General features: G+C 44.8%; 27 protein-coding genes. 11 read left to right on the forward strand and 16 right to left on the reverse strand.

Annotation, left to right across the window (positions count from 1 at the left end):
* Positions 1 to 165: 165 nt before the first annotated feature.
* From B5D54_RS04885 to B5D54_RS04895, 3 genes are all read right to left on the reverse strand, one after another.
* The gene (locus B5D54_RS04885) at positions 166 to 1,218 is read right to left on the reverse strand and encodes a UDP-glucose--hexose-1-phosphate uridylyltransferase (protein WP_078925370.1); all 1,053 of its coding nucleotides are present in this window, start codon (positions 1,216 to 1,218) and stop codon (positions 166 to 168) included.
* Positions 1,219 to 1,299: 81 nt separating this feature from the next.
* Entirely contained in the window at positions 1,300 to 2,319 is a 1,020-nt protein-coding gene (gene galE, locus B5D54_RS04890) for a UDP-glucose 4-epimerase GalE (RefSeq protein ID WP_078925371.1), read from the reverse strand.
* A gap of 380 nt (positions 2,320 to 2,699) precedes the next feature.
* Entirely contained in the window at positions 2,700 to 2,987 is a 288-nt protein-coding gene (locus tag B5D54_RS04895; RefSeq protein ID WP_078925372.1) for a winged helix-turn-helix domain-containing protein, read from the reverse strand.
* A 266-nt stretch (positions 2,988 to 3,253) separates the two neighbouring features.
* On the opposite strand from B5D54_RS04895, the gene B5D54_RS04900 reads away from it, so the two are divergent.
* From B5D54_RS04900 to B5D54_RS04915, 4 genes are read left to right on the forward strand one after another with little or no spacing between them, the layout of a single operon-like run.
* Positions 3,254 to 3,601 carry an ArsC family reductase gene (locus B5D54_RS04900; protein WP_078925373.1) on the forward strand — a complete coding sequence of 116 codons (348 nt, stop codon included), beginning with the start codon at positions 3,254 to 3,256 and terminating at the stop codon, positions 3,599 to 3,601.
* Positions 3,602 to 3,618: 17 nt separating this feature from the next.
* The gene (gene dapE, locus B5D54_RS04905) at positions 3,619 to 4,755 is read left to right on the forward strand and encodes a succinyl-diaminopimelate desuccinylase (protein WP_078925374.1); all 1,137 of its coding nucleotides are present in this window, start codon (positions 3,619 to 3,621) and stop codon (positions 4,753 to 4,755) included.
* On the forward strand, positions 4,755 to 5,435 hold the full coding sequence (locus tag B5D54_RS04910; protein WP_078925375.1) for a M15 family metallopeptidase: 681 nt from the start codon (positions 4,755 to 4,757) through the stop codon (positions 5,433 to 5,435). The genes dapE and B5D54_RS04910 overlap by 1 nt, the downstream gene beginning before the upstream one ends.
* A gap of 1 nt (position 5,436) precedes the next feature.
* Positions 5,437 to 5,658 carry a DUF2897 family protein gene (locus B5D54_RS04915; RefSeq protein WP_078925376.1) on the forward strand — a complete coding sequence of 74 codons (222 nt, stop codon included), beginning with the start codon at positions 5,437 to 5,439 and terminating at the stop codon, positions 5,656 to 5,658.
* Between the two features lie 40 nt (positions 5,659 to 5,698).
* On the opposite strand, the gene bamC is transcribed toward B5D54_RS04915, so the two are convergent.
* On the reverse strand, positions 5,699 to 6,721 hold the full coding sequence (gene bamC / locus B5D54_RS04920) for an outer membrane protein assembly factor BamC (protein WP_078925377.1): 1,023 nt from the start codon (positions 6,719 to 6,721) through the stop codon (positions 5,699 to 5,701).
* Between the two features lie 52 nt (positions 6,722 to 6,773).
* A complete protein-coding gene (gene dapA / locus B5D54_RS04925) occupies positions 6,774 to 7,652 on the reverse strand; it encodes a 4-hydroxy-tetrahydrodipicolinate synthase (RefSeq protein WP_078925378.1) in 879 nt (292 codons plus the stop codon).
* Positions 7,653 to 7,988: 336 nt separating this feature from the next.
* Here dapA and B5D54_RS04930 point away from each other — a divergent pair, with 336 nt between their 5' ends.
* On the forward strand, positions 7,989 to 8,531 hold the full coding sequence (locus B5D54_RS04930) for a glycine cleavage system transcriptional repressor (protein WP_078925379.1): 543 nt from the start codon (positions 7,989 to 7,991) through the stop codon (positions 8,529 to 8,531).
* Positions 8,532 to 8,547: 16 nt separating this feature from the next.
* Positions 8,548 to 9,018 carry a thioredoxin-dependent thiol peroxidase gene (gene bcp / locus B5D54_RS04935; RefSeq protein ID WP_078925380.1) on the forward strand — a complete coding sequence of 157 codons (471 nt, stop codon included), beginning with the start codon at positions 8,548 to 8,550 and terminating at the stop codon, positions 9,016 to 9,018.
* Positions 9,019 to 9,128: 110 nt separating this feature from the next.
* Here the strand turns inward: bcp and B5D54_RS04940 are convergent, their stop codons facing one another.
* From B5D54_RS04940 to B5D54_RS04950, 3 genes are all read right to left on the reverse strand, one after another.
* Positions 9,129 to 11,000 (reverse strand): methyl-accepting chemotaxis protein, encoded by a 1,872-nt coding sequence (locus B5D54_RS04940; protein WP_078925381.1) that lies wholly within the window; start codon positions 10,998 to 11,000, stop codon positions 9,129 to 9,131.
* Positions 11,001 to 11,120: 120 nt separating this feature from the next.
* Positions 11,121 to 12,191, reverse strand: a complete 1,071-nt coding sequence (locus B5D54_RS04945; protein WP_078925382.1) for an AI-2E family transporter — start codon at positions 12,189 to 12,191, stop codon at positions 11,121 to 11,123.
* On the reverse strand, positions 12,184 to 12,420 hold the full coding sequence (locus B5D54_RS04950; protein WP_078925383.1) for a sulfurtransferase TusA family protein: 237 nt from the start codon (positions 12,418 to 12,420) through the stop codon (positions 12,184 to 12,186). Before B5D54_RS04950 ends, B5D54_RS04945 begins: the two co-directional genes overlap by 8 nt.
* Before the next feature lie 252 nt (positions 12,421 to 12,672).
* Here B5D54_RS04950 and bepA point away from each other — a divergent pair, with 252 nt between their 5' ends.
* Genes bepA through B5D54_RS04970 form a run of 4 tightly spaced genes read left to right on the forward strand, consistent with a single transcriptional unit; the run spans position 12,673 to position 15,550 of the window.
* A complete protein-coding gene (gene bepA / locus B5D54_RS04955) occupies positions 12,673 to 14,145 on the forward strand; it encodes a beta-barrel assembly-enhancing protease (RefSeq protein WP_367946445.1) in 1,473 nt (490 codons plus the stop codon).
* Positions 14,146 to 14,202: 57 nt separating this feature from the next.
* Positions 14,203 to 14,553 (forward strand): arsenate reductase (glutaredoxin), encoded by a 351-nt coding sequence (gene arsC, locus B5D54_RS04960; protein ID WP_078925385.1) that lies wholly within the window; start codon positions 14,203 to 14,205, stop codon positions 14,551 to 14,553.
* Positions 14,550 to 15,122, forward strand: a complete 573-nt coding sequence (wrbA, locus tag B5D54_RS04965) for an NAD(P)H:quinone oxidoreductase (RefSeq protein WP_078925386.1) — start codon at positions 14,550 to 14,552, stop codon at positions 15,120 to 15,122. Before arsC ends, wrbA begins: the two co-directional genes overlap by 4 nt.
* Positions 15,119 to 15,550: a DUF2069 domain-containing protein gene (locus B5D54_RS04970; RefSeq protein ID WP_078925387.1), complete on the forward strand. Its 432-nt coding sequence runs from the start codon at positions 15,119 to 15,121 to the stop codon at positions 15,548 to 15,550. Before wrbA ends, B5D54_RS04970 begins: the two co-directional genes overlap by 4 nt.
* A 65-nt stretch (positions 15,551 to 15,615) precedes the next feature.
* Here B5D54_RS04970 and B5D54_RS04975 read toward each other — a convergent pair whose 3' ends face one another.
* A complete protein-coding gene (locus tag B5D54_RS04975) occupies positions 15,616 to 17,016 on the reverse strand; it encodes a metal-dependent hydrolase family protein (RefSeq protein WP_078925388.1) in 1,401 nt (466 codons plus the stop codon).
* Positions 17,017 to 17,051: 35 nt separating this feature from the next.
* Positions 17,052 to 18,203 carry a DUF8605 domain-containing protein gene (locus B5D54_RS04980; RefSeq protein WP_078925389.1) on the reverse strand — a complete coding sequence of 384 codons (1,152 nt, stop codon included), beginning with the start codon at positions 18,201 to 18,203 and terminating at the stop codon, positions 17,052 to 17,054.
* 211 nt (positions 18,204 to 18,414) lie between these two features.
* Here B5D54_RS04980 and B5D54_RS04985 point away from each other — a divergent pair, with 211 nt between their 5' ends.
* Positions 18,415 to 19,662, forward strand: coding sequence for a uracil-xanthine permease family protein (locus tag B5D54_RS04985; protein WP_078925390.1), 1,248 nt, complete (start codon positions 18,415 to 18,417; stop codon positions 19,660 to 19,662).
* 38 nt (positions 19,663 to 19,700) lie between these two features.
* On the opposite strand, the gene ybaK is transcribed toward B5D54_RS04985, so the two are convergent.
* From ybaK to prfA, 6 genes are all read right to left on the reverse strand, one after another.
* Positions 19,701 to 20,180, reverse strand: a complete 480-nt coding sequence (ybaK, locus tag B5D54_RS04990; protein WP_078925391.1) for a Cys-tRNA(Pro) deacylase — start codon at positions 20,178 to 20,180, stop codon at positions 19,701 to 19,703.
* A gap of 77 nt (positions 20,181 to 20,257) precedes the next feature.
* A complete protein-coding gene (gene kdsA / locus B5D54_RS04995; protein ID WP_078925392.1) occupies positions 20,258 to 21,109 on the reverse strand; it encodes a 3-deoxy-8-phosphooctulonate synthase in 852 nt (283 codons plus the stop codon).
* A 21-nt stretch (positions 21,110 to 21,130) separates the two neighbouring features.
* Positions 21,131 to 21,940, reverse strand: coding sequence for a SirB1 family protein (locus tag B5D54_RS05000; RefSeq protein ID WP_078925538.1), 810 nt, complete (start codon positions 21,938 to 21,940; stop codon positions 21,131 to 21,133).
* Between the two features lie 23 nt (positions 21,941 to 21,963).
* A complete protein-coding gene (locus B5D54_RS05005) occupies positions 21,964 to 22,347 on the reverse strand; it encodes a SirB2 family protein (protein ID WP_078925393.1) in 384 nt (127 codons plus the stop codon).
* Positions 22,348 to 22,362: 15 nt separating this feature from the next.
* Positions 22,363 to 23,205 (reverse strand): peptide chain release factor N(5)-glutamine methyltransferase, encoded by an 843-nt coding sequence (prmC, locus tag B5D54_RS05010; RefSeq protein ID WP_078925394.1) that lies wholly within the window; start codon positions 23,203 to 23,205, stop codon positions 22,363 to 22,365.
* A 3-nt stretch (positions 23,206 to 23,208) separates the two neighbouring features.
* Positions 23,209 to 24,297: a peptide chain release factor 1 gene (gene prfA / locus B5D54_RS05015; RefSeq protein WP_078925395.1), complete on the reverse strand. Its 1,089-nt coding sequence runs from the start codon at positions 24,295 to 24,297 to the stop codon at positions 23,209 to 23,211.
* Positions 24,298 to 24,309: the final 12 nt, after the last annotated feature.

The following is a 24,309-nucleotide window of genomic DNA, read 5'->3' on the forward strand; positions in this document are numbered from 1 at the left end:
CTCAAACTGTTTAATGCTTTCATAGCAGCTCGAAATCAAGCCACGATAATGAGGCCTCTTAACTAGTTGAAATTGCAGCTAGGCGACCAACGAATTCAACCCGATGAGCATAGATCCTCTGGAATCTATGCAATCAACCGCATGCAACTTCAACTATGACAAACGTTATTGTTCTTTGTAATGGACATCACTGACATCACGCAGACGCTGCGCCGCTTGCTCAGCGGTTAAATCGCGTTGACTTTCTGCCAACATTTCATAGCCCACCATAAATTTACGCACAGTTGCACTGCGTAGTAATGGGGGGTAGAACAGCGCGTGAAGCTGCCAGTGGTCAATATCGGTGCCTTCTTCAAAGAACGGTGCGTAATGCCAGCCCATTGAGTAGGGGAAAGAACATTGGAACAAGTTGTCATAACGGCTGGTCAACTTTTTGATCGCCACCGCTAAGTCATCCCGCTGTTCATTGGAAAGTTCACTCATTCGGCGAATATGTGTTTTCGGCAATAACAGGGTTTCAAATGGCCACGCCGCCCAATATGGGACAAGTGCAACCCAATGTTCGGTTTCCACGACGATGCGAGAGCCATCTCTTAACTCCGCTTGCACGTAATCCACCAGCAAATTGCTGCTATTTTCTTGGTAGTAGGCTTTTAGGTGGTGCTCTTTACGTTCAATTTCATTGGGTAAAAAGCTATTTGCCCAAATTTGTCCGTGCGGATGAGGCTGAGAGCAGCCCATCGTTTCGCCTTTATTCTCAAAGGCTTGAACCCAAATATACTCTTTACCTAGCGCTTCAATTTGCTCATTCCAGGTATCAATCACACCGCGAATTTTTTCAACGGGCAGTTCAGGCAAGGTTTTATTGTGATCCGGAGAAAAGCAGATAACCCGACTCAAACCACGAACCCCTTGGATTTTAAAAAGGGGATTCTTTGATTCCGGCGCATCCGGAGAATCCGTCATCAATGCAGCAAAGTCGTTGTTAAATACATACGTTCCTTGATAATCAGGGTTTATATCACCAGAAATGCGCTTATTCGTCGGACATAAGAAGCACGTTTCGTCATAACTGGGAAGCACATCCATGGATGGCTTTTCATCTGCCCCACTCCAAGGTCGTTTGGCTCGGTGCGGAGAAACCAGAATCCATTGTCCCGTTAATGGGTTATAACGGCGATGAGGATGATCCACTGGGTTAAATTCAACATTCGACATCTTACTTACTCAACTTTTAAATTTTTCTCTGCCTTCCAATAAAGTGGGAATGGCTATTCGGCAACAATGCTATGGTTGCAATTACACAGGGGAGTACCCATTCGGATTATTAACCTGCCAATGCCAAGTATCTACGGTCATTTGGGCAAGGGTATATTGGGCCTTCCATCCCAGTTCCCGCTCTGCTTTTTCGGTGCTCGCCCAACACTGAGCGATATCCCCAGGACGACGTGGACACACTTCATAAGGAACGGGTTTACCACAAGCATCACTAAAGGCAGCAATCATCTCCAATACGCTGGAACCTTTTCCTGTTCCCAAGTTATAAACGTGTAATCCCGCTTTTTTCCCCACCGTATTAAGCGCTGCAATATGACCATCCGCTAGATCCATGACGTGGATATAATCTCGCACCCCCGTTCCGTCAGGAGTGGCGTAGTCATCACCAAATACCGACAGTTTTTCTCGCCGCCCTACCGCAACTTGGGCGATAAACGGCATCAAATTATTCGGTATACCTTGCGGGTCTTCGCCCATCGAACCGGATGGATGAGCCCCAACGGGGTTAAAGTAGCGCAGCAAAGTGATACTCCAGTCCTTTTCAGCAACAAACAGATCACTTAAGCATTGCTCAACCATGTGTTTACTGCTGCCGTAAGGGTTTGTCGTTGCCCCTGTCGGGGACGATTCCGTGATAGGCACCACTTTAGGGTCACCATAGACAGTAGCAGAAGAACTAAAGACGATGGTTTTCACTCCAGCTTTACGCATACTGCGCAGCAGAACTAATGACCCATTAACATTGTTATCGTAATATTCGAGCGGTTTACTGACGGATTCGCCTACGGCTTTTAGTCCAGCAAAATGAATAACGGCTTGAATGGTATGTGCCGAAAAAATGGAATCTAACAACGCCTCATCACGCACATCACCTTGATAAAAGGTCGGTTTCTTGCCTGTTAATGCTTCAATTCGGTTCAATACTTCCGTTTTTGCATTGCATAAATTATCAATGATGATGGGTTCAAGACCGGCTTCAATCATCTGCACACAAGTGTGACTACCGATATAGCCCATCCCTCCTGTAATTAAAACACTCACACGTCACCCCTTACTCTTCCAACTTGAATCCAGTGGCAATAAGTCTATCAGCAGACGTTGAGGTATTTCTGTGATAAAAACCCCAAAAGTGGAAACGTTTACATGAAGTAAAACAAGATAACTATTGATTGTTATATTACAAAATGAAAAATATGAGTAAAAACAACCAAAGATATTGCTCAACGTTTACATGATAAACTGGAGAAAAGATGAGAGAGACTCACCACAGGAGCAAAGGGGGAGAGAAAACGAAGCATGATCAATGCAAAAAAGCCAGCAATGCTGGCTTAAAAGGATAGCGAATCCAGCGTTAACACGCCAATCTCCCAATGACACCACTCAACCCAAATGGGGAAATAACACGAGTGAAGACCATGAGCTTAAGCATGAAAACCAAGGCTTGCAGCAATGTCTCCCTTACGCTCAATCACCCACTGGCTATCAAAAGGCCCCCAGTCAGAGAGTCGATAATAGCCATCATTATGCCGGCGACCATCTTGTACAAAATTAAGCTCAATACCGATTCCCGGCATGGCTTTAATCACATCTTGAATCGTGCGGCGAGGCCATCCCGTTTTCTCAATTAATTTCGGGACATTAGGCCGCTCAAGGCTTTCAACTAACAAAGCTAAATATAACCGCCTTGCAAAAACAGGACTCAGTTCCATTGATACCTCCTAAATAGTGCAAAGCACATTATTTCTGTTTTACCAGTAAGTTTGTTGAGATTGATCAAGAACTGGCTAATCGACCATTCTATCAAGCACTTTTCTACCTCTTTTGTTACCCGTGTTTTACGCTTATCCATCACTCGATGCTCCTACAGAAGAAAAACCTGCGGTATTCATTTTGTCACCACCCACGGTTCCTGTTAGGATCGCCTCATAAAACAAGGTTGAATAAGACCAATCACCATCCATTTCAAAGGAATAGTATGCTCATCACGCTTTACGGTATCCCTAACTGCGATACCATAAAAAAAGCCAGAAAATGGCTAGAGACCCAAGCCATCGAATATCAATTTCATGATTACCGAAAAAATGGTATTACTCCTGAGTTAGTGAATGAATTTTTTCAGTCACTCGGTTGGGAAAAGGTTCTCAACAAACGGGGAACGACCTACCGCCAACTCAGCCAAGAACAAAAAGAGAGCCTAAATGAAGCCAACGCACTCGCACTTCTTCTTGAACAGCCTGCGATGATCAAACGGCCTATTTTACGTGTAAAAGAGACCCTCTATCTTGGCTTTACCCCCCAGCAATACAGTGAACTTTTTTCTTAAATACAAGGATTTCAAGGATGACAGACAGTCCCGTACTGGCTCTTGCAAAAGATTTAATTAGCCGTGAATCGGTCACCCCTAATGATGCAGGGTGCCAACAAGTCATGATCGAGAGGTTGAAAGCGTTGGGATTTACCATTGAAGAGATGATCTTTGATGACACCACCAACTTTTGGGCTCGAAAAGGGACAGAAACCCCACTCTTCGTGTTTGCTGGCCATACCGATGTCGTTCCAGCAGGGCCACTTTTCCAGTGGCACACCTCCCCCTTTGAACCAACCGTCATTGATGGCTATTTACATGGGCGGGGGGCCGCTGACATGAAAGGCTCACTGGCTTGTATGGTTGTCGCAATAGAACGCTTTCTTACAAAGAACCCAAGCCATAAAGGCTCCATTGGTTTTCTTATTACTTCCGATGAGGAAGGCCCTTTTATTAATGGCACCACTCGAGTTGTCGATACCTTAATGGCTCGTAATGAATTGATTGATATGTGCATCGTGGGTGAGCCATCCAGCACCTTAAAAGTGGGCGATGTGGTCAAGAATGGGCGTAGAGGCTCAATCACGGGTGATTTAAAAATTAAAGGGGTTCAGGGCCACGTTGCCTACCCTCACTTAGCCAACAACCCGGTTCACCATGCTCTTCCTGCACTGGCTGAATTAGCTGCGACCACTTGGGATGATGGGAATGCTTACTTCCCACCCACCAGCTTTCAAATTCCAAATTTACAGGCAGGGACAGGAGCATCCAACGTGATTCCAGGGGAATTTGATGTCCAGTTTAACTTCCGTTTTAGTACGGAACTTACCGATAAGGAGATCAAACGCCGGGTACACTCCATCCTTGATGCCCATGGGCTCGATTACGAACTCACATGGACCTTGAGTGGTCATCCATTTTTAACCGACACGGGGGATTTATTGGATGCCGTGGTTCACGGTGTGACAGAAGTCAATCATCAAGCACCGCAGCTATTAACCACCGGAGGGACTTCTGATGGGCGCTTTATTGCCAAAATGGGCGCCCAAGTGGTTGAACTAGGGCCAGTCAATGCCACAATTCATAAAGTTAATGAGTGTGTCAGTATTGCGGATTTAGAGAAACTGACCGATATGTATGAAAAAATCTTAGAGAAACTATTCATCAAATGATGTCACCAGAACAGCTGACAGGTAAGACGGATGATCACCTTACTGCGGTGATCATCGGGCAAAAAGCCTTTTGGGTTCATCCCCAAGTAAGCCAAGATTTGCTGGCCTTAAAACAGGCAGCGGATCTCGCAGGCTTTAATCTCAATATCGCCAGTGGTTTTCGCTCTTTTACTCGCCAGCAGAGTATCTGGGATCGAAAAATGAAAGGAGAAATGGCCATTTTGGATGACGATGGCCACCCACTAGACATATCGCCTTACTCTGAAAAAGAGAAGATATTGGCCATTTTGCGTTGGTCTGCCTTACCCGGTGCCAGTCGACACCATTGGGGCACTGACTTTGATATTTTTGATAGAAAAGCATTACCCGAAGGAACATCACTACAACTGGAACCTTGGGAATACTTACAAGCTCATCAAGCCCCTTTTTATGCTTGGTTGAAAACGCATATTGCCGAGTTTGGTTTCTTCTTTCCTTATCAAGAAAATGGCGGTGGTGTGGCTTTCGAACCTTGGCATATCAGTCATAAACATACCGCAGAACAATGCTTAACAGCACTCACACGCGAGACGCTACAAACTGAGTTGGACAAAGAGTCGATGGAAGGAAAACAAACCGTACTGCAAAACCTAGAGATGATCTACAATCACTACATCATCAATATCGCAAAGGTAAAATAGTATGGATTTTTTACTCAACCCTTGGGTAATTTCTATCATAGCAATGAGCGTGATTGTTGGTAATTTAGCAGCCTTAAAACACCTTTCTAAGATTCGTTTTCAACAAAAAGAAAAAAGTGATTTAGATAAACTCAATGAGCTGGATAAAAAGCTTCACCCCAACTTATCTGAGCAAAATAGATCCTCTACATCAGATGTGGATAAACAGGACGAAAAAAAATAGAGGATGCCATCGCACCCTCTTTACCTAATAACGTATTTTTCTACTCTTCTGGCTGAACCATAGCGGCTAACACCGGAACCATTTCTTGCAACAGTTCTTGTTCAACAGGCCTTCCCGCAGAGTTTGTTACATTGATCGAGGTTCGGTTTCCTAAATCACCCAATAAGAAGGTGTAAGTCCCCGCTCTTAAATTCATCGGTTTCACACCAATACGATACCAAAACTCATCGTCTGGTGAGGCATACCTTGCTTTAATTGTACCCTGTGACTGATTTCGTTCTTCAATCGTAAAGCCCATGCTTGGCATTAAAGTCGGTATACGCTGCCATAGTACCTCATAAGGAGTACGAGCGATAATCACCGGCAAACCGCTGCGATCAGCCCCCATAGTAATTGGGATCTGTTTAACCAGTTCCTCCGCTCGACGCGCCGCTTCCTCACGTCGATATTGATCGTAACGACTCGTCACCAAATTGGTCATGAAGATGTTATATCGCTCTTTATTGGTCGTACTCACAGGAACAACTTTACCATTTTCACGCCAATCAATGAGTGAAACTCTAAAGCCAAATCGGTTATTCGCAGCTACCCGAGAAAATTCATACCGGCTACCTAACGTGGTATCTTCGTCTTCCGAACTCCAGTTCACCCAATCTGTTTCCAGATAGTTGTCAGTTTGCTTTCTCACCTTCACGCCACGTTCTTGCAACATCGACAATGCCGTCTGCCAAACAGTATCGACCTCATCTTGACGAATCATCCATAATGTGGAATCTCCATCTTGCCGCTCAGAACGAGCACCAGGGATCAGTTCAAGGATCTGCTGAGGTGGACGAATATCGACTTCGCCTCCAACCGCACCCACAAACTCCCCTTTCGGTATTTCGTAGTTCGGATAATACTGAGGAGTGGCTCCTTCAGGTAACACCCAAGGTGTAAAGGGTTTTGTTTCTAAGTAAGTAAAATCATTCTTTGCTTGGCGTCGCTGCGCAGGGCTACTTGAACAAGCACTTAAAACCAAAACAGCCAGTGAACCAACAACCAGCTGGCGGGATAACTTCATTGAAACTCCTAAATGGCCGAAACGAAAAGCTCAGCACTATCGTTATAACTCTTTATAAAATACAAGCTTCGGTCATGGCTTGGGCAACCAATGGACGAGCTTGTTCTGAAAGCTCAGTAAGCGGCAGACGTAAATGACCGTCAGCAATTAACCCTAGTTTATGTGCTGCCCACTTCACCGGAATCGGGCTCGACTCCACAAATAAGTCTTTGTGTAATGGCATTAAACGCTGATTTATGACTTCTGCCTCTTCAAACTTACCCGCTAACGCCAGCTTCATCATTTTTGCCATGTCTGCTGCGGCAACATTATTGGTGACAGAAATCACGCCTTGCCCGCCGAGTTTTACAAACTCAAGCCCAGTGGCATCATCACCACTGAGTAGAATGAAATCATTGCCACATAATTCACGGTGCAGCGCAACACGGCTTAAATCACCCGTAGCATCTTTGAGTGCAACAATGTTCTTTAGTTCCGCTAAGCGTGCCACTGTTTCAGGTCGAAGATCAACCGCCGTGCGCCCGGGTACATTATACAAAATAACAGGAACATCGGTTTCTTGGCTGATGGCTTTATAGTGCTGAAATAACCCTTCTTGGGTCGGTTTATTATAGTAGGGTGTCACGCTGAGAAACCCTTTAATACCGGTATTGTGCAACAGGCGGCTAAACGTGATCGATTCATGAGTCGCGTTTGCACCGGTTCCAGCGATAATAGGGATTCGCCCATCAGAAAACTCAACGGTTTTTTCGACAACTTTGACATGCTCTTCCACCGAGAGTGTCGCGGATTCACCGGTGGTCCCTACCGAAACGATCGCGTCAGTACCGGCTGCGATATGGTAATCTACTAATTTTTTCAAACTGGAATAGTCAACTTCACCATCTTGGTGAAAAGGGGTTATTAACGCAACCATACTTCCTGAAAACATGTCTATCTCCCTTGATTGATAACCTTTGCATGGTACTGCATGGCACTTAAAAAAGACAAGGGGGGAAATCTGCTTAAACCGAGCATATCTGTGAATATTTATCAGATGTTTGAGATTCCACCAACTCTCAGCTCAACAAAACGTAGACTCGGATACCATTTCCTCATGTCAATGGAAGGTAATTTCACGGATGATGGTCTATAAAAAAGAGAAATCCGCCGTTTTTTTCTCACTCAAAAGGAGGTTACTGGCTTTACATGCTAAGCGTTCACAACGGTTTCTCTATCATTTCATAACTGTGCTAACATGCAGAAAAACATCAAGTGAAGCAACCTTATGACTCAACATCTTGTGATCACCGCTGTCGGCTCAGATCGCCCAGGAATCTGTAACCAAGTCGTCCAATTGGTTACTCAAGCTGGCTGCAATATTGTTGACAGCCGAATAGCACTGTTTGGTAATGAATTCACATTGCTTATGCTGGTATCGGGCAAAGCGAATAGCATCTCTCGGGTTGAAACGACTTTACCGTTGTTGGGTCAAGAGCAGGATTTGATCACCATGATGAAGCGAACCTCCCCCCATAACCAACAAGCGAGTGCTTACACTGTAGAAGTGTATGTGGAATCCGATGACAAGCTGGGGTTGACCGAAAAGTTTACCCAGTTTTTTGCCGAACGCCATATGGGGATGGCATCTCTCAGTGCACAAACCATCCACAAGTCCAAATTAGGCACAGAAGCCGATCACTTTCATATTGCGATCACCGCACAAGTCAATAGCGAGTGTAATTTAATGCAGTTGCAAGAAGATTTCGAAACCCTATGCCAGCATTTAGACGTTCGAGGCGCATTAAACTTTATAAAAAACAGCCAATAAAAGGAAAGGAATAACCATGAATACTTTGAAAGTCGGTTCGCCCGCGCCCGCCTTTTCACTTCAAGATCAAGACGGAAAAACCGTTTCACTTGCCGACTTTAGCGATAAAAAAGTGCTGCTCTATTTTTATCCTAAAGCCATGACACCTGGCTGTACCGTACAAGCTAAAGGGTTACGAGACAGCAAAGCTGAACTAGACAACTATAATATTGTTGTCTTAGGCGTCAGTATCGACCCGGTTGCTCGGCTCGGTAAATTTATCGCACGCGACAACCTCAACTTCACCCTATTGTCGGATGAAGATCACCACGTCGCCGAACAATTCGGTGTGTGGGGAGAGAAAAAATTCATGGGAAAAACCTATGATGGCTTGCACCGCATCAGTTTTTTAATTAATGAGCAAGGTATCATTGAGCAGGTATTTGATAAATTTAAAACAAAAGATCATCACCAAGTCGTTTTAACTTACCTTGCTCAACATTCATAATCAGCCTCTAAAGAAGCGGGGTTCTCCCTCTTAAGAAAAAGCCATCCTCACAAGTTCGGATGGCTTTTTTAGATGAAAGTTTCCGTTGCCCCTTAAGGAGCAACGCATCATTAAACCGTAAATTTACTCAAGATAGCATCTTGTTCACGAACATTTTCTGCCTGAACCTGCATCGCAATATTCGCTTCTTCTGCCGATTCCGATACTTGTGTCGATAGATCTTTAATTTTAACCGTATTGTTATTGATTTCTTCTGCAACCAAACTTTGCTGCTCAGCGGCAGAGGCTATCTGCAAGTTCATATCACTGATCTGCTGAATCGCATGACGAATACGCTGCAATGCCGCGTCCGCCAACTGCGCTTTAGCTACAGCATCTTCCGCCGTGGTTTTGCTTTCATTCATCGCAACAGACACGGAATTGGATCCCACTTGTAGCTGCTCAATCATGGTACGAATTTCAGTCGTGGACTGCTGAGTCCGTTGCGCTAGTGTTCTGACTTCATCTGCCACCACCGCAAAGCCTCGTCCAGATTCTCCCGCACGAGCCGCTTCAATAGCCGCGTTCAGTGCAAGTAAGTTGGTTTGGTCAGCAATATCATTAATGACTTTCAAAATGGTTTCGATATTCGCAGTCGCCGATTCAAGGCCTCGAACCTCTTCAACGGCCATTTCGATATGTGCAGATAAACGGTCAATCGATTGAGAGGTATCGCTGACCACTAAGGAGCCTTCTTGCGTTGCTTCATCGGCTTCTTTCGCTGCCGAAGCCGCACCTTGAGCATTATTTGCCACTTCAGTTGCGGTTACTGACATCTCATGCATCGCGGTAGCCAATTGCTCTAATTCTTGCAATTGATCTCGCATTGCCGCCGAAGAACCCTCAACACTTGACATGGTTTGCTCAGCTCCTCGCATAATTTCCTCACCAATCGCTTTGGATTGCTGAATCTGTTTTTGCAAGGTTTCCGTAAAGGCATTAAAACCATAAGCCAGTTCAGCAAACTCTTTATCAGTATTGGTGTTCAAACGTTTGGTCAAGTCACCTTGCCCAGAAGCCATATCCTGAATAGCATTGTTGAGTAAACCGAGTGGGCGTATTAAGAAATTGATCAGTATCGTTAATCCAATAATGCTGATAACAACCCCAATAAAGGTATAGATGATCGAACTATTGCGTAATTTAGAGAGCGCCGAAAAGGCTTGAGATTCATCAACAATAGCCCCTACATACCAATTTTCATTAGGAACTTCACTAAAGTAAACCAGATGTGGACGCCCCTCTAATTCTACCGTTCGCATACCTTCTTGTAAGGCCACTTGCGGAAGGTAACTCGATAGCGCTTGCCCGTTGTAAGAGGCATTAGGGTGTGCGATGGTGTTGCCTTTCTCTGTCACAATGAAAAGATAACCCGCATCGAATAAGTTCACACGGTTAACTAACTCAGCCAGAGGGGTTAGTTCTAAATCGTAATACATTGCTCCGATGAAACGGGTACGTTCACGCACCGGCACGCCAATAGAGATAATCATATTTTTTGTAGAAGCATCGATATAAGGGGCTGTCACAATCATCGACTGCTGGCTTTTAGCCTCCATATACCAAGGGCGACGTCTGGGGTCATAACTACTGTCAGGCTCCCAACCATCGTCATTCTCTACCATAGACCCATCCACTTCATAGCCTAATCCAATGGATAAAAAACTCTTTTTAAGCGTTGGTTTCTCTAAAACATCCTGTACAAATTGCCGATTCGTCGGGTCAAGTTCAAGACTTTCCGTCATCACTTGGGCCAACCCTTTTTTGCTGCTCATTTCCGATGAAATGGTATTTTTTACCCCCAAGACCATCTCTTTCAAGCTGTTTTGAACCAAGGATTGGACCTCAGAACGTACCGTCGATAATTGCTGTAAAGACAACAGCACCACAATAACCAATAAAAGCGCTGATGAAGCAGCTACAATTTTTTGACTAAATTTCATAATTTCCCTCGACTTCTATTCCATTTTTTTATTCTTATGATTTCTATATCGCCAAGCCAAATGAAAACTTAAGTGCTCGTCTTACAAACTTTCGTTGATGATGGTATTCACTTCCTCATCTTATTCTGTTGGTGAAGGGGTATCATCATTGCTGGGAAGCGCATTCCAAACTGCTTTGACCAAGGTTGCGAGAGGGATAGCAAAAAAGACCCCCCAAAATCCCCATAACCCACCAAAGACTAAGACCGCGATAATGATTGACATCGGGTGCAAATTAACCGCTTCAGAGAAGAGCACAGGAACTAATACATTCCCGTCTAGCACTTGGATGATGGTATAGGCAATTAATAAGGTATAAAAAGGTGGGGTCATTCCCCATTGGAATAAACCTACGATAGCAACAGGAATGGTAACCGCTGCCGCACCGATATAAGGAATTAGCACCGAAAAACCGACCGCAACAGCCAGCAAGGCCGCGTAACGTAAATCTAAAATAGCAAAGGTTACGTAACTCACCCCACCCACAATGAGAATTTCTAATACTTTGCCCCTAATATAATTCGAAATCTGTTGATTCATCTCAACCCAAACTTTGGTAGCCAGTTTGCGGTTTTTCGGTAAAAGACCGCTGGCAACACTAAGCAATTCCTGTTTATCTTTCAGTAGGAAAAAGACCAGCATGGGCACCAAAATAAGATATACCGCTAACGTCGCTAAACTCACCAACGAGGCTAGAGAGCCTTTTACCACCGATTCCCCCATACTGAGAGCTTGGTTTTTAGCATTATTGATAAGAGATTCAACAATTTGTAAATTCGCCAGTTCAGGATAACGCTCAGGTAAGCTGGCAATAAACAGCTGAAGCCCGTTATACATGTTGGGTATATCATTGATTAAGTTAACCACCTGCTGCCAAATTGTTGGAACCAACCCAAATATCGCCAAAAACATCAGGCCGATAAATAGAAAAATCACCAAAACGACAGAAGCCGTACGAGGAATGCCTAAACGGCATAATTGAACCACTGGCCATTCCAACAAATAAGCCAATACCAGTGCAACGAGCAGAGGTGCAATCAAATGACCAAAGAAATAAATGATAATAAAACCGAAGAAAAGAATGGCGATTAAACTGACGGCATGAGGATCGGAGAAACGGCGCTGATACCAGCGATTCAACATTTCAAACATTGGGCAAACTCTCCTTAGAAACATAAACCGAGAAATAATCAGCCACAGGTTGGCACTTACTGAGAAAACCCTGCTGCTGTAAATAAGATTGAATATCACGAACCGAACTAGGGTCGTTGATTAGAATAGTGGTACTTTGCTTGTGATCAAGTATCAAGATGTGACGTTTCGCAAGCAAAAGTGTCATTGGGCATCGATGTTCACGTAAATCGAGAATATTAGGTTCCATTCTGCCTCTCAATCCTTAATATAGGCATATCCGAGTCATTTCAGCATATCGAACGAAACTGATCACGCAACTCAATATACTGAGGTCACTTGGGAGAAGCACATTGTATCGGCTTTTGCTCTGGGTGCCATTGTTTTCTCATGATATTGTTCAGTTTGGGCCTGTTTGTTTTTCTTTGATCAACCCCATGCGAAACCTATCGAACAAGGCATGGTCTTAGTGAAAGATGAGTTCGGAGTTTTCCACATAGTTATGATAATAAAACGGTCACGTTCACTAATTAGCCTTTGCTTAGTAGCAACACTAAGCCTTCCCTCACTCTCTTATGCGAATGTATCAAGAGTCGATAGTATTGAATTACCGGATATTGGCACCGTTGCAGGCTCAACATTAACCATAGATCAAGAACGGATTTATGGTGATGCTTATATGCGTATGTTAAGAAGCAGTAAACCCATCATCAACGACCCTGTTATCAATGAGTATATCGATATAATCGGCCATCGATTAGTGGCTCATGCCGATGATGTAAAAACCCCGTTTACTTTCTTCATGATTCGTGACCGCAATATTAACGCCTTTGCCTTTTTTGGTGGCTACATTGCCCTACACTCAGGGCTACTGCTTCATGCGCAATCAGAAAGTGAGCTGGCCTCTGTCATGGCACATGAAATCGCCCATGTTACCCAACGCCATTTAGCTCGCAGCATGGAAGAGCAAGCACGCCGCTCACCAGCCACCATTGCCGCATTAGCGGGCTCGCTATTGCTTGCTATTGCCGCACCACAAGCAGGAATTGCCGCGATTACAGCAACAACCGCAGGCAGTATGCAAAGCCAAATCAACTATACTCGAAGTAATGAAAAAGAAGCGGATCGCTTTGGTATTGCAACGTTAGCGAAAGCCGGGTTTGATGTTCAGGCTATGCCTCGTTTTTTTGGCCGCCTAGCGGATGAATACCGTTATGCCAGTACGCCTCCCCCCATGCTCCTCACTCACCCATTACCCGAAGATCGCATCACCGATAGTCGAGCAAGAGCACAGCAGTACCCAGAAGTTCGAGTCCCCCCCTCGCTCAATTATCACCTTGCTCGTTCACGGGTGGTTGCTCGTTATGCGGGGATCAGTAGTGATGCTGCGCTAGATTGGTTCAATCGAACTCAGAAAAAGTCTCAAGAAAACCTCACCGATGCTTTTGATTATGGTAAAGCATTGGTTTACCTCGATACCAAACAGTACCAACAAGCAGAACCGCTATTGCAAGCCTTATTAAAAAGTAATCCGGATAACAATTTCTATCTTGATGCGATGACCGATTTACTCATCGAAACGAAGCGAACCCACGACGCTGAGCAACTTCTGGCTCAAGCTCTGCAACAAAAGCCCAATAACGCCGTATTGCTTATCAACTATGCTAACGCCCTTTTCAAGGGAGAGAAATACGCTGAGGCAATTCGGTTATTGCAACGCTATACCCATGATAATCCCAATGATAGCAATGGTTGGAGCTTATTGGCGGAAGCAAATCATCATCAAGGTAATGAACCTGAAGAATTGGCGGCTCGCGCCGAGCTTCTTGCCTTAGGGGCGAATTGGAACAAGGCTATACAGTTTTATACTCAGGCCAGCCAACGAGCAACGTTAGGTAGCTTAGAGCAAGCGCGTTATGATGCCCGTATCGACCAACTTATGGTACAAAGAGAGCGTTTTTTATCGCTTAAATAATCCGTCATCACTCAAAATTGACCACAATTACTATAATAATGACCTAAAGGAAAAGTTATGTCTGTTATCATTTACCACAATCCTAAGTGCTCTAAAAGTAGAGAAACACTGGCATTGCTTGAAGCCCAACACGTTCAGCCCACCATTATTAAATACTTAGAAACCCCACCCGATGTTGCCCAGTTAAAACAGCTGTATACCCAGCTTGGTCTGCCCACTGTCCGTAGTATGATGCGTACGAAAGAAGCCCTTTATCAAACGCTTAACCTCGCCGATGAAACACTCTCGGATGATGTGCTCTTTCAAGCGATGGCTGAGCACCCTAAACTGATTGAACGCCCTATTGTTGTCGCTAACGGTCAAGCAAGACATGGACGGCCACCAGAGCAAGTTCTTGAAATTTTATGAGCACGCGCTTAGTTGTTCTCTATTTTAGCCGTCACGGGGGAACGCTCGCTCTGGCTCGGCAGATAGCCAGAGGGATAGAGTCTGTCTCAGGCTGTGAAGCCTTATTACGCACAGTCGCGCCGTTGGATGATCCTCTCGTTCCAGTGAGCGACCCCATTATTAGGATGGAAGAACTCCAACAGTGTGACGGTTTAGCTTTTGGTAGCCCAGTGTGGTTCGGCAATATGGCCGCCCCGCTGAAGCACTTTTGGGACCAAACCACGCCATTATGGATCAATGGAGATTTAATCGATAAACCTGCTTGCCTTTTTACCAGTTCAGCAAGTTTACATGGTGGGCAAGAAACAACCCAACACACCATGATGCTCCCTTTGCTCCATCACGGTATGTTAATTGTTGGTATTCCCTATTCTGAGCCAAAACTTCACACGACTCGTTCTGGTGGAACACCTTACGGGGCGAGTTATGTTTCCTCATCAGGGCAATTAACGAGCGATGAAAGTGAATTAGCTCGAAAACTAGGGCAACGGCTTGCTCGTATTGCACGTCAACTCAAGGAAGGATCATGACAATCTACCACTCCCCTCAGACTCGTGTGGTGCGCTGGCTAGCACTTGGGGGAATACTCTCACTAATGATTTGGATTGCACTTTGGCAATTAATCTGGTCTCCACATCCACATATATCGCCACTGGCGGTCACTATTGGTTGGCTTATCCCGCTATTACTGCCATTGCCGGGGATCATGAAAGGAAAACCCTATACTCATGCTTGGGCAAACTTTGTGCTCATGCTCTATTTTTTACATGCTCTCACCCTTTTATATGTCGATAACGGTGAACGCTGGTTGGCGGCAATAGAATTACTTTTCACCAGTGGTGCCTTTATTGGCAATACGCTTTATGCACGTCTGCGTGGTAAAGAACTGGGACTAAAATTAACCAAACTGTCCGAAGTGGAAAAGGCAGAGAAAGCTCAATTTGGTCAAGATAAGTAACTCAAACAAAAACGCCCTAGCTTTTGAACGCTGGGGCGATTTTGATATTGAGTTGGAATCCGTATTTATAGAATCTGCTTCTTAATTTTTCCGGCCTGAATAATCATTGCAATCTTCTTGTCAGGATCGTCTAAAAAGCTAATATCATTATTCAGATTACCAGAAACCAATAAAAGATCCGCCAATGCGTTTTCTTTAATCACGCCAAGTTCTCCTGGGTAAGGATCACAATGGCCTGATAATTTCAGTAACTGCCCATTGCTACTGGTTGCCATTCTCAAGACTTCTAACGGTTTAAAGAAACACGTCAGTTTAGACAACATCTTCCCTTGCTTAGCCAGATTACTGGGGGTAAATAAAATATCCGTTCCCCAAGCAAGCTTCACCTTATATTTTTTTGCCAGCTCATAGGCTCTTACCGTTCCCTCTGACACTAGCCGTTGTTTGTGAATACTGTTTGTATCATGATAAACATTGGCATCTTCATCCGCGAGGAAAGGCTGTAGACTCCACCAAACATCACGTTCGGCCATTAGCTGTGCCGTTTCTTCATCACAAAGCTGACCATGCTCAATACAACGCACACCGCATTTGATCGCTCGCTGAATACTGTGTGTTGTATAAGCATGAACCATGACATAAGTGCCCCAATCTTTTGCTGCCTCTACCGCCGTTTTAAGCTCATTCTCGGTATATTGATTGGTGAACAAGTGATCATGGGGTGAAGCGACGCCGCCCCCTGCCATCAGCTTAATTTGTGAAGCGCCTTGCATTAACTGCTCACGAACCGACTTCAGTACCGCATCATTCCCATCAGCAATAGAGGCGATACCTTCACGTTCGATACGGCTTAAGGAATGGCACTCAAATAATTCTGAAGCCATTCTAAAATCAGCATGGCCGGAGGTTTGAGAAATCATTGCCCCCGAAGGATAAATACGAGGCCCATTAAAGATCTGTTGATCAATCGCTTTTTTTAAAGAAAAACAAGGCCCCCCCGCATCTCTGACGGTGGTAAACCCTCTCATTAAAGTGTTATTGGCCTCTCTCGCCGCCAGCAGATGAATATACGTCATTGCTTCCATCATCGCTTGTGGCTTAGTAATAGCACACAACAATGAATGCCAATGTGCATCGATCAAGCCGGGCATTAACGTGTAACCTTGGCAGTCTAAAGTTTTATACCCTTCCACTTTCGCATCTTGCCCGACGACGACTTGACCTATTTTATCCCCATCGATAAATAGGCTGACGTTATCTTTAATCGTTAACGTTTCACCGTCAAACAACTTAGCATTAATCAACCAATACTGTGTTTCACTCATCAATGAAGACGTTGAGGTCAGCGATTGAGACAAATGCTGATAGATAGCTTGTGACTCTTGAACGCTTAGGGTTAACCGCTCATTGATTTGGCTCATCGTGTCACTGCAACAGGAACAAGTCTGCTCACTGTGTTCATTCATAACGGTTTCCTCATGCAAATCAACGCCATTCTTGATTACTCTTTCCAAGAAAAATAAAGTTTAGTTTCTTGTGGCTCAACTGCCAACGTCTGCTCGACGTTTAGCTTCTCAGATCCCTCTATCTCGCTCTCTTGCTGAATCGATGGCTCTGATTCCCCTTGCTGAAAAGAGGAGGGGGGAGGAATCACAGCAGGCTGAGGCACGGTTCGCTGAGTCACCTGCCTCATTCTTAGTACTTCTTGTGTAAACTCTTCCTCACTCGCCAGTAAGTGGACATGAAAGGTCACTTCATCACCTTTAATTTTTACCACATCAAGAGAAGCCACTGAACTTAAACGCTTTACCGACTCTTCTAATCGAAAGAAAGTCAAAGGAGAGTTAACGGATTTAAATTCGACAAGTAACTTTTGAGAAGACTCACTACTGACGAGTACCCCCCCTTTTTGGGCATAATAATCACTCAGTTCATCAATCAGTGAGCTCGCCGCTTGCGTGCCACTTGTTTGCCCAACCATTGGCGTCTTTGGTGAGGCTAACATTTGTTCTGCAGGTTGGTCATAAAGCGTCCAGCGTAAAGTATTACCTTGTGCCCTTATCACTAATATCGCCTCAGTAGGATAACGTTGACTTGCAAAGCTAATCGGTTGAGAAAAGCCTCCCCATAGATCTGAAGTTTGAATTCCCGTAATGTCATCAAAGTCGCCGATAGGAATCGTTAACGGTAAACCTCGCAGTTGGGCACTGGTTTTGAGTTGCTGCATGAGTTCGCTATTTGAATACTCCCAACTAATATGGCGATCATAATTGGACTCTTCGACCAACCACACCAATATATTGCTTCGAGTTTCAGGCCAGAAGGGTAATTGAGCTTGCGTCAGTAAAGTTCGGATATGAGGAGCGCTAAAAGTCATATTCAGGGTTCGATGCCCATCTTGTTGGCCATAACTCATTTGATTTAAATACTGTGCGCTTTGCCGTAACGCTTTTTGTATAACCTCATTATTGACCGCATCCTTGTTACCAGACGCTCGGACAATCACTTCCTGTAGGCCTCTCATTCTGGCATTGGCTTCTGCATCACGTTGTTGCCCATCAAGGACAACTTCAGCTTGGTATAGGCTAATTTTAGAAGAAGCGAGTCCAGGTAAACTCATTAATCCCATTATCAGCAAAAGTAAATAGCGCATAGTATTCCTATCTCCTCACGAGTAAGCGTTGATGATAAGCAACTATCGATCTTCGAGCAAGGCAACCCTCTCACGCCCCTGTCAAATTTCCTTCAACTTTTATGGGTTGATAACCGGCCTAAAATGGAAGAAATTTGATCTATTTTCCATAGCAATCGTTTGCAAAGATGATAGAATCCCGCGAATTTTATTCAGCATTAGGGAAAATACGATGAAAAATGCCATTCAAGGCGCACAGATGTTATTTGTTGCATTTGGAGCGCTGGTTCTGGTTCCATTACTTACTGGGCTCGACCCTAACGTAGCACTGTTCGGTGCCGGTATCGGTACTCTTTTATTCCAAATTATCACCCGCCGCTCAGTCCCCATCTTCCTCGCCTCTTCCTTCGCTTTTATTGCTCCTATTATGTACGGCGTTCAAGCTTGGGGAATTGCAGCAACCATGGGGGGGTTAATGGCCGCAGGGATTGTTTATGTGCTACTTGGAGCAATAATCAAAGTCCGTGGTGTCGGAATCGTACATAAATTACTGCCCCCTGTCGTGGTTGGCCCGGTCATTATGGTGATTGGTTTAGGCCTTGCCCCTACGGCAGTCAATATGGCATTGGGGAGAACAGGGGATGGTTCTGTGCAGTTGGTTGATGCGCAAGCCGCATTATGGATTTCTGCGATTTCACTATTAGTCACCGTGGGTATGAGTGTCTTTGCCCGAGGTTTTCTTAAGCTGATCCCTATCTGTGCTGGGATTGCGGCAGGTTACAGTACTTCACTTTACTTTGGTGTCGTCAGTTTTGCCCCCGTTCAACAAGCGGCATGGTTTGCTTTACCGAACTTCACTTTTCCAGAATTTAATATTAATGCCATCTTATTTATGATTCCGGTCGCTATTGCCCCCGCAGTGGAACATGTAGGCGATATGCTGGCTATTTCTAATGTCACAGGCAAAGATTACCTGAAAAAGCCGGGGCTACATCGCACGATTGCTGGCGACGGCATTGCCACTATGGCAGCCAGTTTTGTCGGAGCGCCACCGAACACCACTTATAGTGAAGTCACCGGCGCCGTGATGCTCACTAAAGCGTTTAACCCTGTCATTATGACTTGGGCTGCGGTCACAGCCATTATTTTAGCCTTGGTTGGAAAACTGGGCGCCTTACTGCAAACCATCCCTATTCCTGTGATGGGGGGGATTATGATTTTACTGTTTGGTTCGATTGCGACCGTCGGCCTTAATACCCTGATCAAAAATCAGGTGGATCTGCATAAATCACGTAACTTAGTCATCGTTGCCGTAACACTGGTCTTTGGTATCGGAGGAATGGCTTTCGGTATTGGTGACTTTAGCTTACAAGGGGTAAGCCTGTGCGGTATTGTTGCTATCATCTTAAACTTGATTTTGCCTCATGATCTCGGTGAAAGCCACGTAGTCGACAATACTCAAATTGAAGAGCATCGCTAGGCGTTAATGCTCTCTCAATTTCTATTTGTACCTTGGCTCTAAGATTCTTGGCACAAATCAGCAAAAAGGCCTCTAGTGAGCATCGCTAAATCACTAGGGGCTAATTCAATTTCTAACCCTCGTTTCCCGGCACTGACACACATAGTGGCTAAACTTTGCGCACTATTATGAATAAATGTGGGTAATGATTTTTTTTGCCCTAGTGGGCTAATGCCTCCCACCACATAACCCGTCGTTTTTTGTGCAATGTCAGGGTTTGCCATCTCTGTTTTTTTTGCCTTGGCCGCTTTCGCGGCGAGTTTTAAATTCAATTTTTGAGCAACAGGGATCACCGCGACGGCTAAATTTTTTTCTTCTCCATTAAGACAAAAAAGCAGAGTTTTAAAGACCGTATTAGGATCTTGCCCAAGCGCTTCTGCAGCCTCTAAACCATAGCTAGCATGGCTCGGATCATGCTCATATTGGTGAATGGTGTGAGCCACTTTCTTTTTCTTAACCAAATTGATTGCTGGGGTCATAATCCATCACTCCTTATCACTCAAAAATAAAAGAACGAGTAAGGAAGCCTCACTCGTTCTTACCTAGTGATGCCTAATTAACGAATATCGATTGGGGCAAAGCTCTTAATTAAGTCATCTAAACTTTTCATCTGAGCCAAGAAAGGCTCTAGCTTATCAAGTGGTAGCGCTGAAGGGCCATCACATCGTGCTTTTTCTGGATTGGGATGAGCTTCAATAAATAATCCAGCAATGCCGGTCGCAAGCCCAGCTTTAGCCAATTCAACAGTTTGCTCACGGCGGCCACCCGATGCCGCCCCTGATGGATCACGCATCTGTAGCGAATGAGTCACATCAAAAATAATCGGGCTGCCCTCTGAGGCTTTTTTCATAACACCAAAGCCCAGCATATCAACCACTAGGTTATCATAGCCATGGCAAGAGCCACGTTCACAGAGAATAATCTTATCATTGCCACATTCGGCAAACTTCTCAACAATATTCCCCACCTGACCTGGGCTCATAAACTGAGGTTTCTTCACATTAATGACCGCCCCCGTTTTTGCCATGGCTTCCACTAAATCGGTTTGACGGGCAAGGAATGCGGGCAATTGAATCACATCCACAACATCAGCGACTGGCTGAGCTTGAGCTTCAGTGTGCACGTCAGTAATAATTTTTACACCAAATGTCTCTTTCAACTCTTGGAAGATACGCATCCCTTCTTCTAAACCGGGGCCTCGATAGGAGTGCACAGAACTGCGATTCGCTTTGTCAAACGAAGCTTTAAAAACATACGGAATACCCAATTTTTCTGTCACTTTCACATAGTGCTCACAGATCTGCATAGCAAGATCACGTGATTCCAACACGTTCATCCCAGCAAATAAGGTAAAAGGTTTATCGTTAGCAACCGGAATATCACCGATGTGAACAATTTTTTGTTCCATGTCTATTTCTCTTCGTTGTGATTAATGCAACGTCACTGGATTATGAGTGAGCACATTCATCTGATTCTTTAACAGTTCAGCCGCCGGATCTTCAGGGCAATGCTGAATAAAATATTGATAATCCGAGAGGGCAACCTGATGGCAATCCAACTGTTGGTAAATAAAGCCTCGGTCTCGAATTTCATACGGATCATCTGGCACAAAGGTTAACGCTAAATTGGTACATCGCAGGGCTAAAGTATAACGCTCTTCACGCAGCAGCGCACTTTTCAATAATGCTAACCAACGGCCAATGATTGTAGGATGATCTACGGGTTGGAGATGTTCAGCCTGCAGCTGCGCTAAAGGCCCTTTGTGCCCCACAAGCCAAGCATTGAGAATATGGTAACTAACATATTCACCAGAAAAAGGATTGAGATACAAGGGCTCTTCATCAGGCCAACGGACTTCTAATAAAAACTGAGTAGGAAAGGTAATGCCATGTACTGGAAAATCAAACTGTCGAGCAAAATAAAGTAATAAAGCCCCCAAACTGACGGGAATACCTTGCCGACGCTCTAACACCTTATCCATAAAGCCATTTCGTGAGTCAAAATAAGCCTCATTATCACCACAAAACCCCCACTGGCGATAAAATAGATCGAGTAATGCCGCAAAGCGTTGCTTAGGTTCAAGATCGAGAGGTAGCATCACTTTCGCTTGATGTAATAGTGCCTCTAACTCAGCCAGAGCCCATTCTACTTTTGTTTCTGGGTTGATGGCTTTATTTAAAGCGAGAGCGCCTTCCACTAACTCCATCGCATCAAAATCTTCATCAAACAAGTTCAACATAGTCATTGCTCGTGTTCATAACATTAGCTAAAAAACATCGGGGCTTTGCTCATGGCCACTTTTCCGGCCATGACTAACCACCCCATCGCTCCAAGAAAAGCAAAGGTTCGCAACCATTTATTACGACCAAACTTGAGCGCAAAAAAGCCTAATGCAATATAAGCGAGAACACAGGTTAATTTATCCGTCATCCACGGTGCTGCTGAGGTGTAAGGAATAAAACCCGTGATAAAAATCAGCCAGATCCCGGTAAAAAGAAGCAAGCTGTCATTGATATGAGGAAAAACCTTGAGGAATTTATGCTGTAACCATGGAGAGTCCATCATCATCAATAGATAACGAACCGATAATAAAAAAGCACTAAGCGCAATCGTCAATAAATGGAGATGTTTAAGTCCTTCGTACATATTGTCCTCTTAAAATTATAAACGAGCGAGTGTCACTCGATCATTACCCGCATAGTCTTGCTCTGTAGTAATGGCTTGGTAACCTAACTCCTTGAGAATGGTTTGAACCGCAGTAGCTTGCTCATAACCATGTTCAAAGAGCAGCCACCCTTCTGCCAGTAAATACTCTCGTGCCGTTTGGGCGATATATTTGATATCCGCTAATCCATTGTCCTCAGCCACTAAAGCACTTTTCGGTTCAAACCGGACATCCCCCTGCTCTAAATGAGGATCGCTTTCTTCAATGTAAGGAGGGTTGGACACAATTAGTGCAAACTTTATACCCTCTACCAGCGGGGTAAACCAACTGCCTTGCAAAAATGTGACATTGGTAATCTGCAAACGTTGGCTATTTTCTATGGCTAACTGTTGCGCTTCATGGCGTAAATCGACACCAAAAACATGACGAGCAGGCAATTCTGACGCTAATGCTAATGCTATAGCCCCCGTACCCGTCCCAAGATCAAGTATGTCACCCGGTATTTGTTCCGCTTTTTCTAGAGCTAATTCCACTAAACGTTCAGTGTCAGGGCGAGGAATTAGCGTAGAAGGTGACACTTTTAGCGGCAATGACCAAAACTCTCGCTCACCAATGATATAAGCCACTGGCTCCCCACTAAGACGTCGAGTTAATAGTGCATCAAATTCTGTTTGTTGCTCGGAGGTGAGTACTTTTTCGGGCCAAGTTAATAAATAAGAACGGGGTTTTTGCAATACATGGCAAAGCAACACCGCAGCATCGAGCGACGGCGAATCGCTGCCACTCTCTGCTAACCGTGTTTTTGCTAAGGCAACTAACGCCTCAATATTCATCGACATCCGTTAGTTTTGCTCTGCCAATGCCGCCAATAAATCCGCCTGATGTTCTTGTATGACAGGATCCACTAAGGCTTGTAGATCACCTTCCATCACTTCACTTAATCGATAAACCGTTAAGTTAATACGGTGATCTGAAACTCGCCCTTGTGGGTAGTTATAGGTACGAATGCGGTCACTGCGATCCCCTGACCCCAAAAGGTTACGGCGGGTATCCGAAATTTCAGCTGCTCGTTTTTCTTCTTCCGCTTTAGCAATACGAGCCGCTAAAACGGACATCGCTTTGGCCTTGTTTTTATGCTGAGAACGTTCATCCTGACATTCCACTACTATTCCGGTCGGCAAGTGGGTAATACGAATAGCGGAATCGGTCGTGTTAACGTGCTGACCACCCGCGCCTGACGAACGGAAAGTATCAATTTTAAGATCCACTGAACGAATTTCAGGAATTTCCGCTTCAGGAATTTCCGCCATGACCGCAACGGTACATGCCGAAGTATGTACTCGCCCTTGAGATTCAGTCGCCGGAACCCGTTGCACACGGTGACCGCCTGACTCAAACTTCAAGATACCATAGGCACCATCGCCACTGACTTTGGCAATCATCTCTTTGTAACCACCATGTTCTGCTTCATTGGACGACATGACTTCAATTCGCCATCCTTTCTTTTCAGCAAATCGGCTATACATACGGAACAGATCACCGGCAAAAATCCCCGCTTCATCCCCCCCGGCCCCCGCTCGAATTTCTAAGAAACAGTTACGGTCATCATTGGGATCTTTAGGCAATAGAAGAACTTGCAGCTCCTCACTTAATCGCTCAATCGCCGCTTTGGCTTCTTTGATTTCTTCTTGCGCCATTTCACGCATCTCAGCATCGTCTTCATTGGCCATCTCTTCGGCGGCCACTAAATCGTCTTGAGCTTGCTGATAAGCTTGGAAACATTGGGTAATTTCTTCGAGCTGTGAGTACTCTTTGGAGAGCGCTCGGAACTTATCCTGATCACCGATTACGGTTGGATCACCCAATAGATGTTGCACTTCTTCATAGCGCTCCACCAGAGATTCAAGCTTAACTAAAATCGATGCTTTCATAGTGTCTTCTTT

The organism is Vibrio cincinnatiensis DSM 19608, from assembly GCF_900167345.1.
In the GTDB taxonomy this organism is placed as follows: Bacteria; Pseudomonadota; Gammaproteobacteria; order Enterobacterales; family Vibrionaceae; genus Vibrio; species Vibrio cincinnatiensis.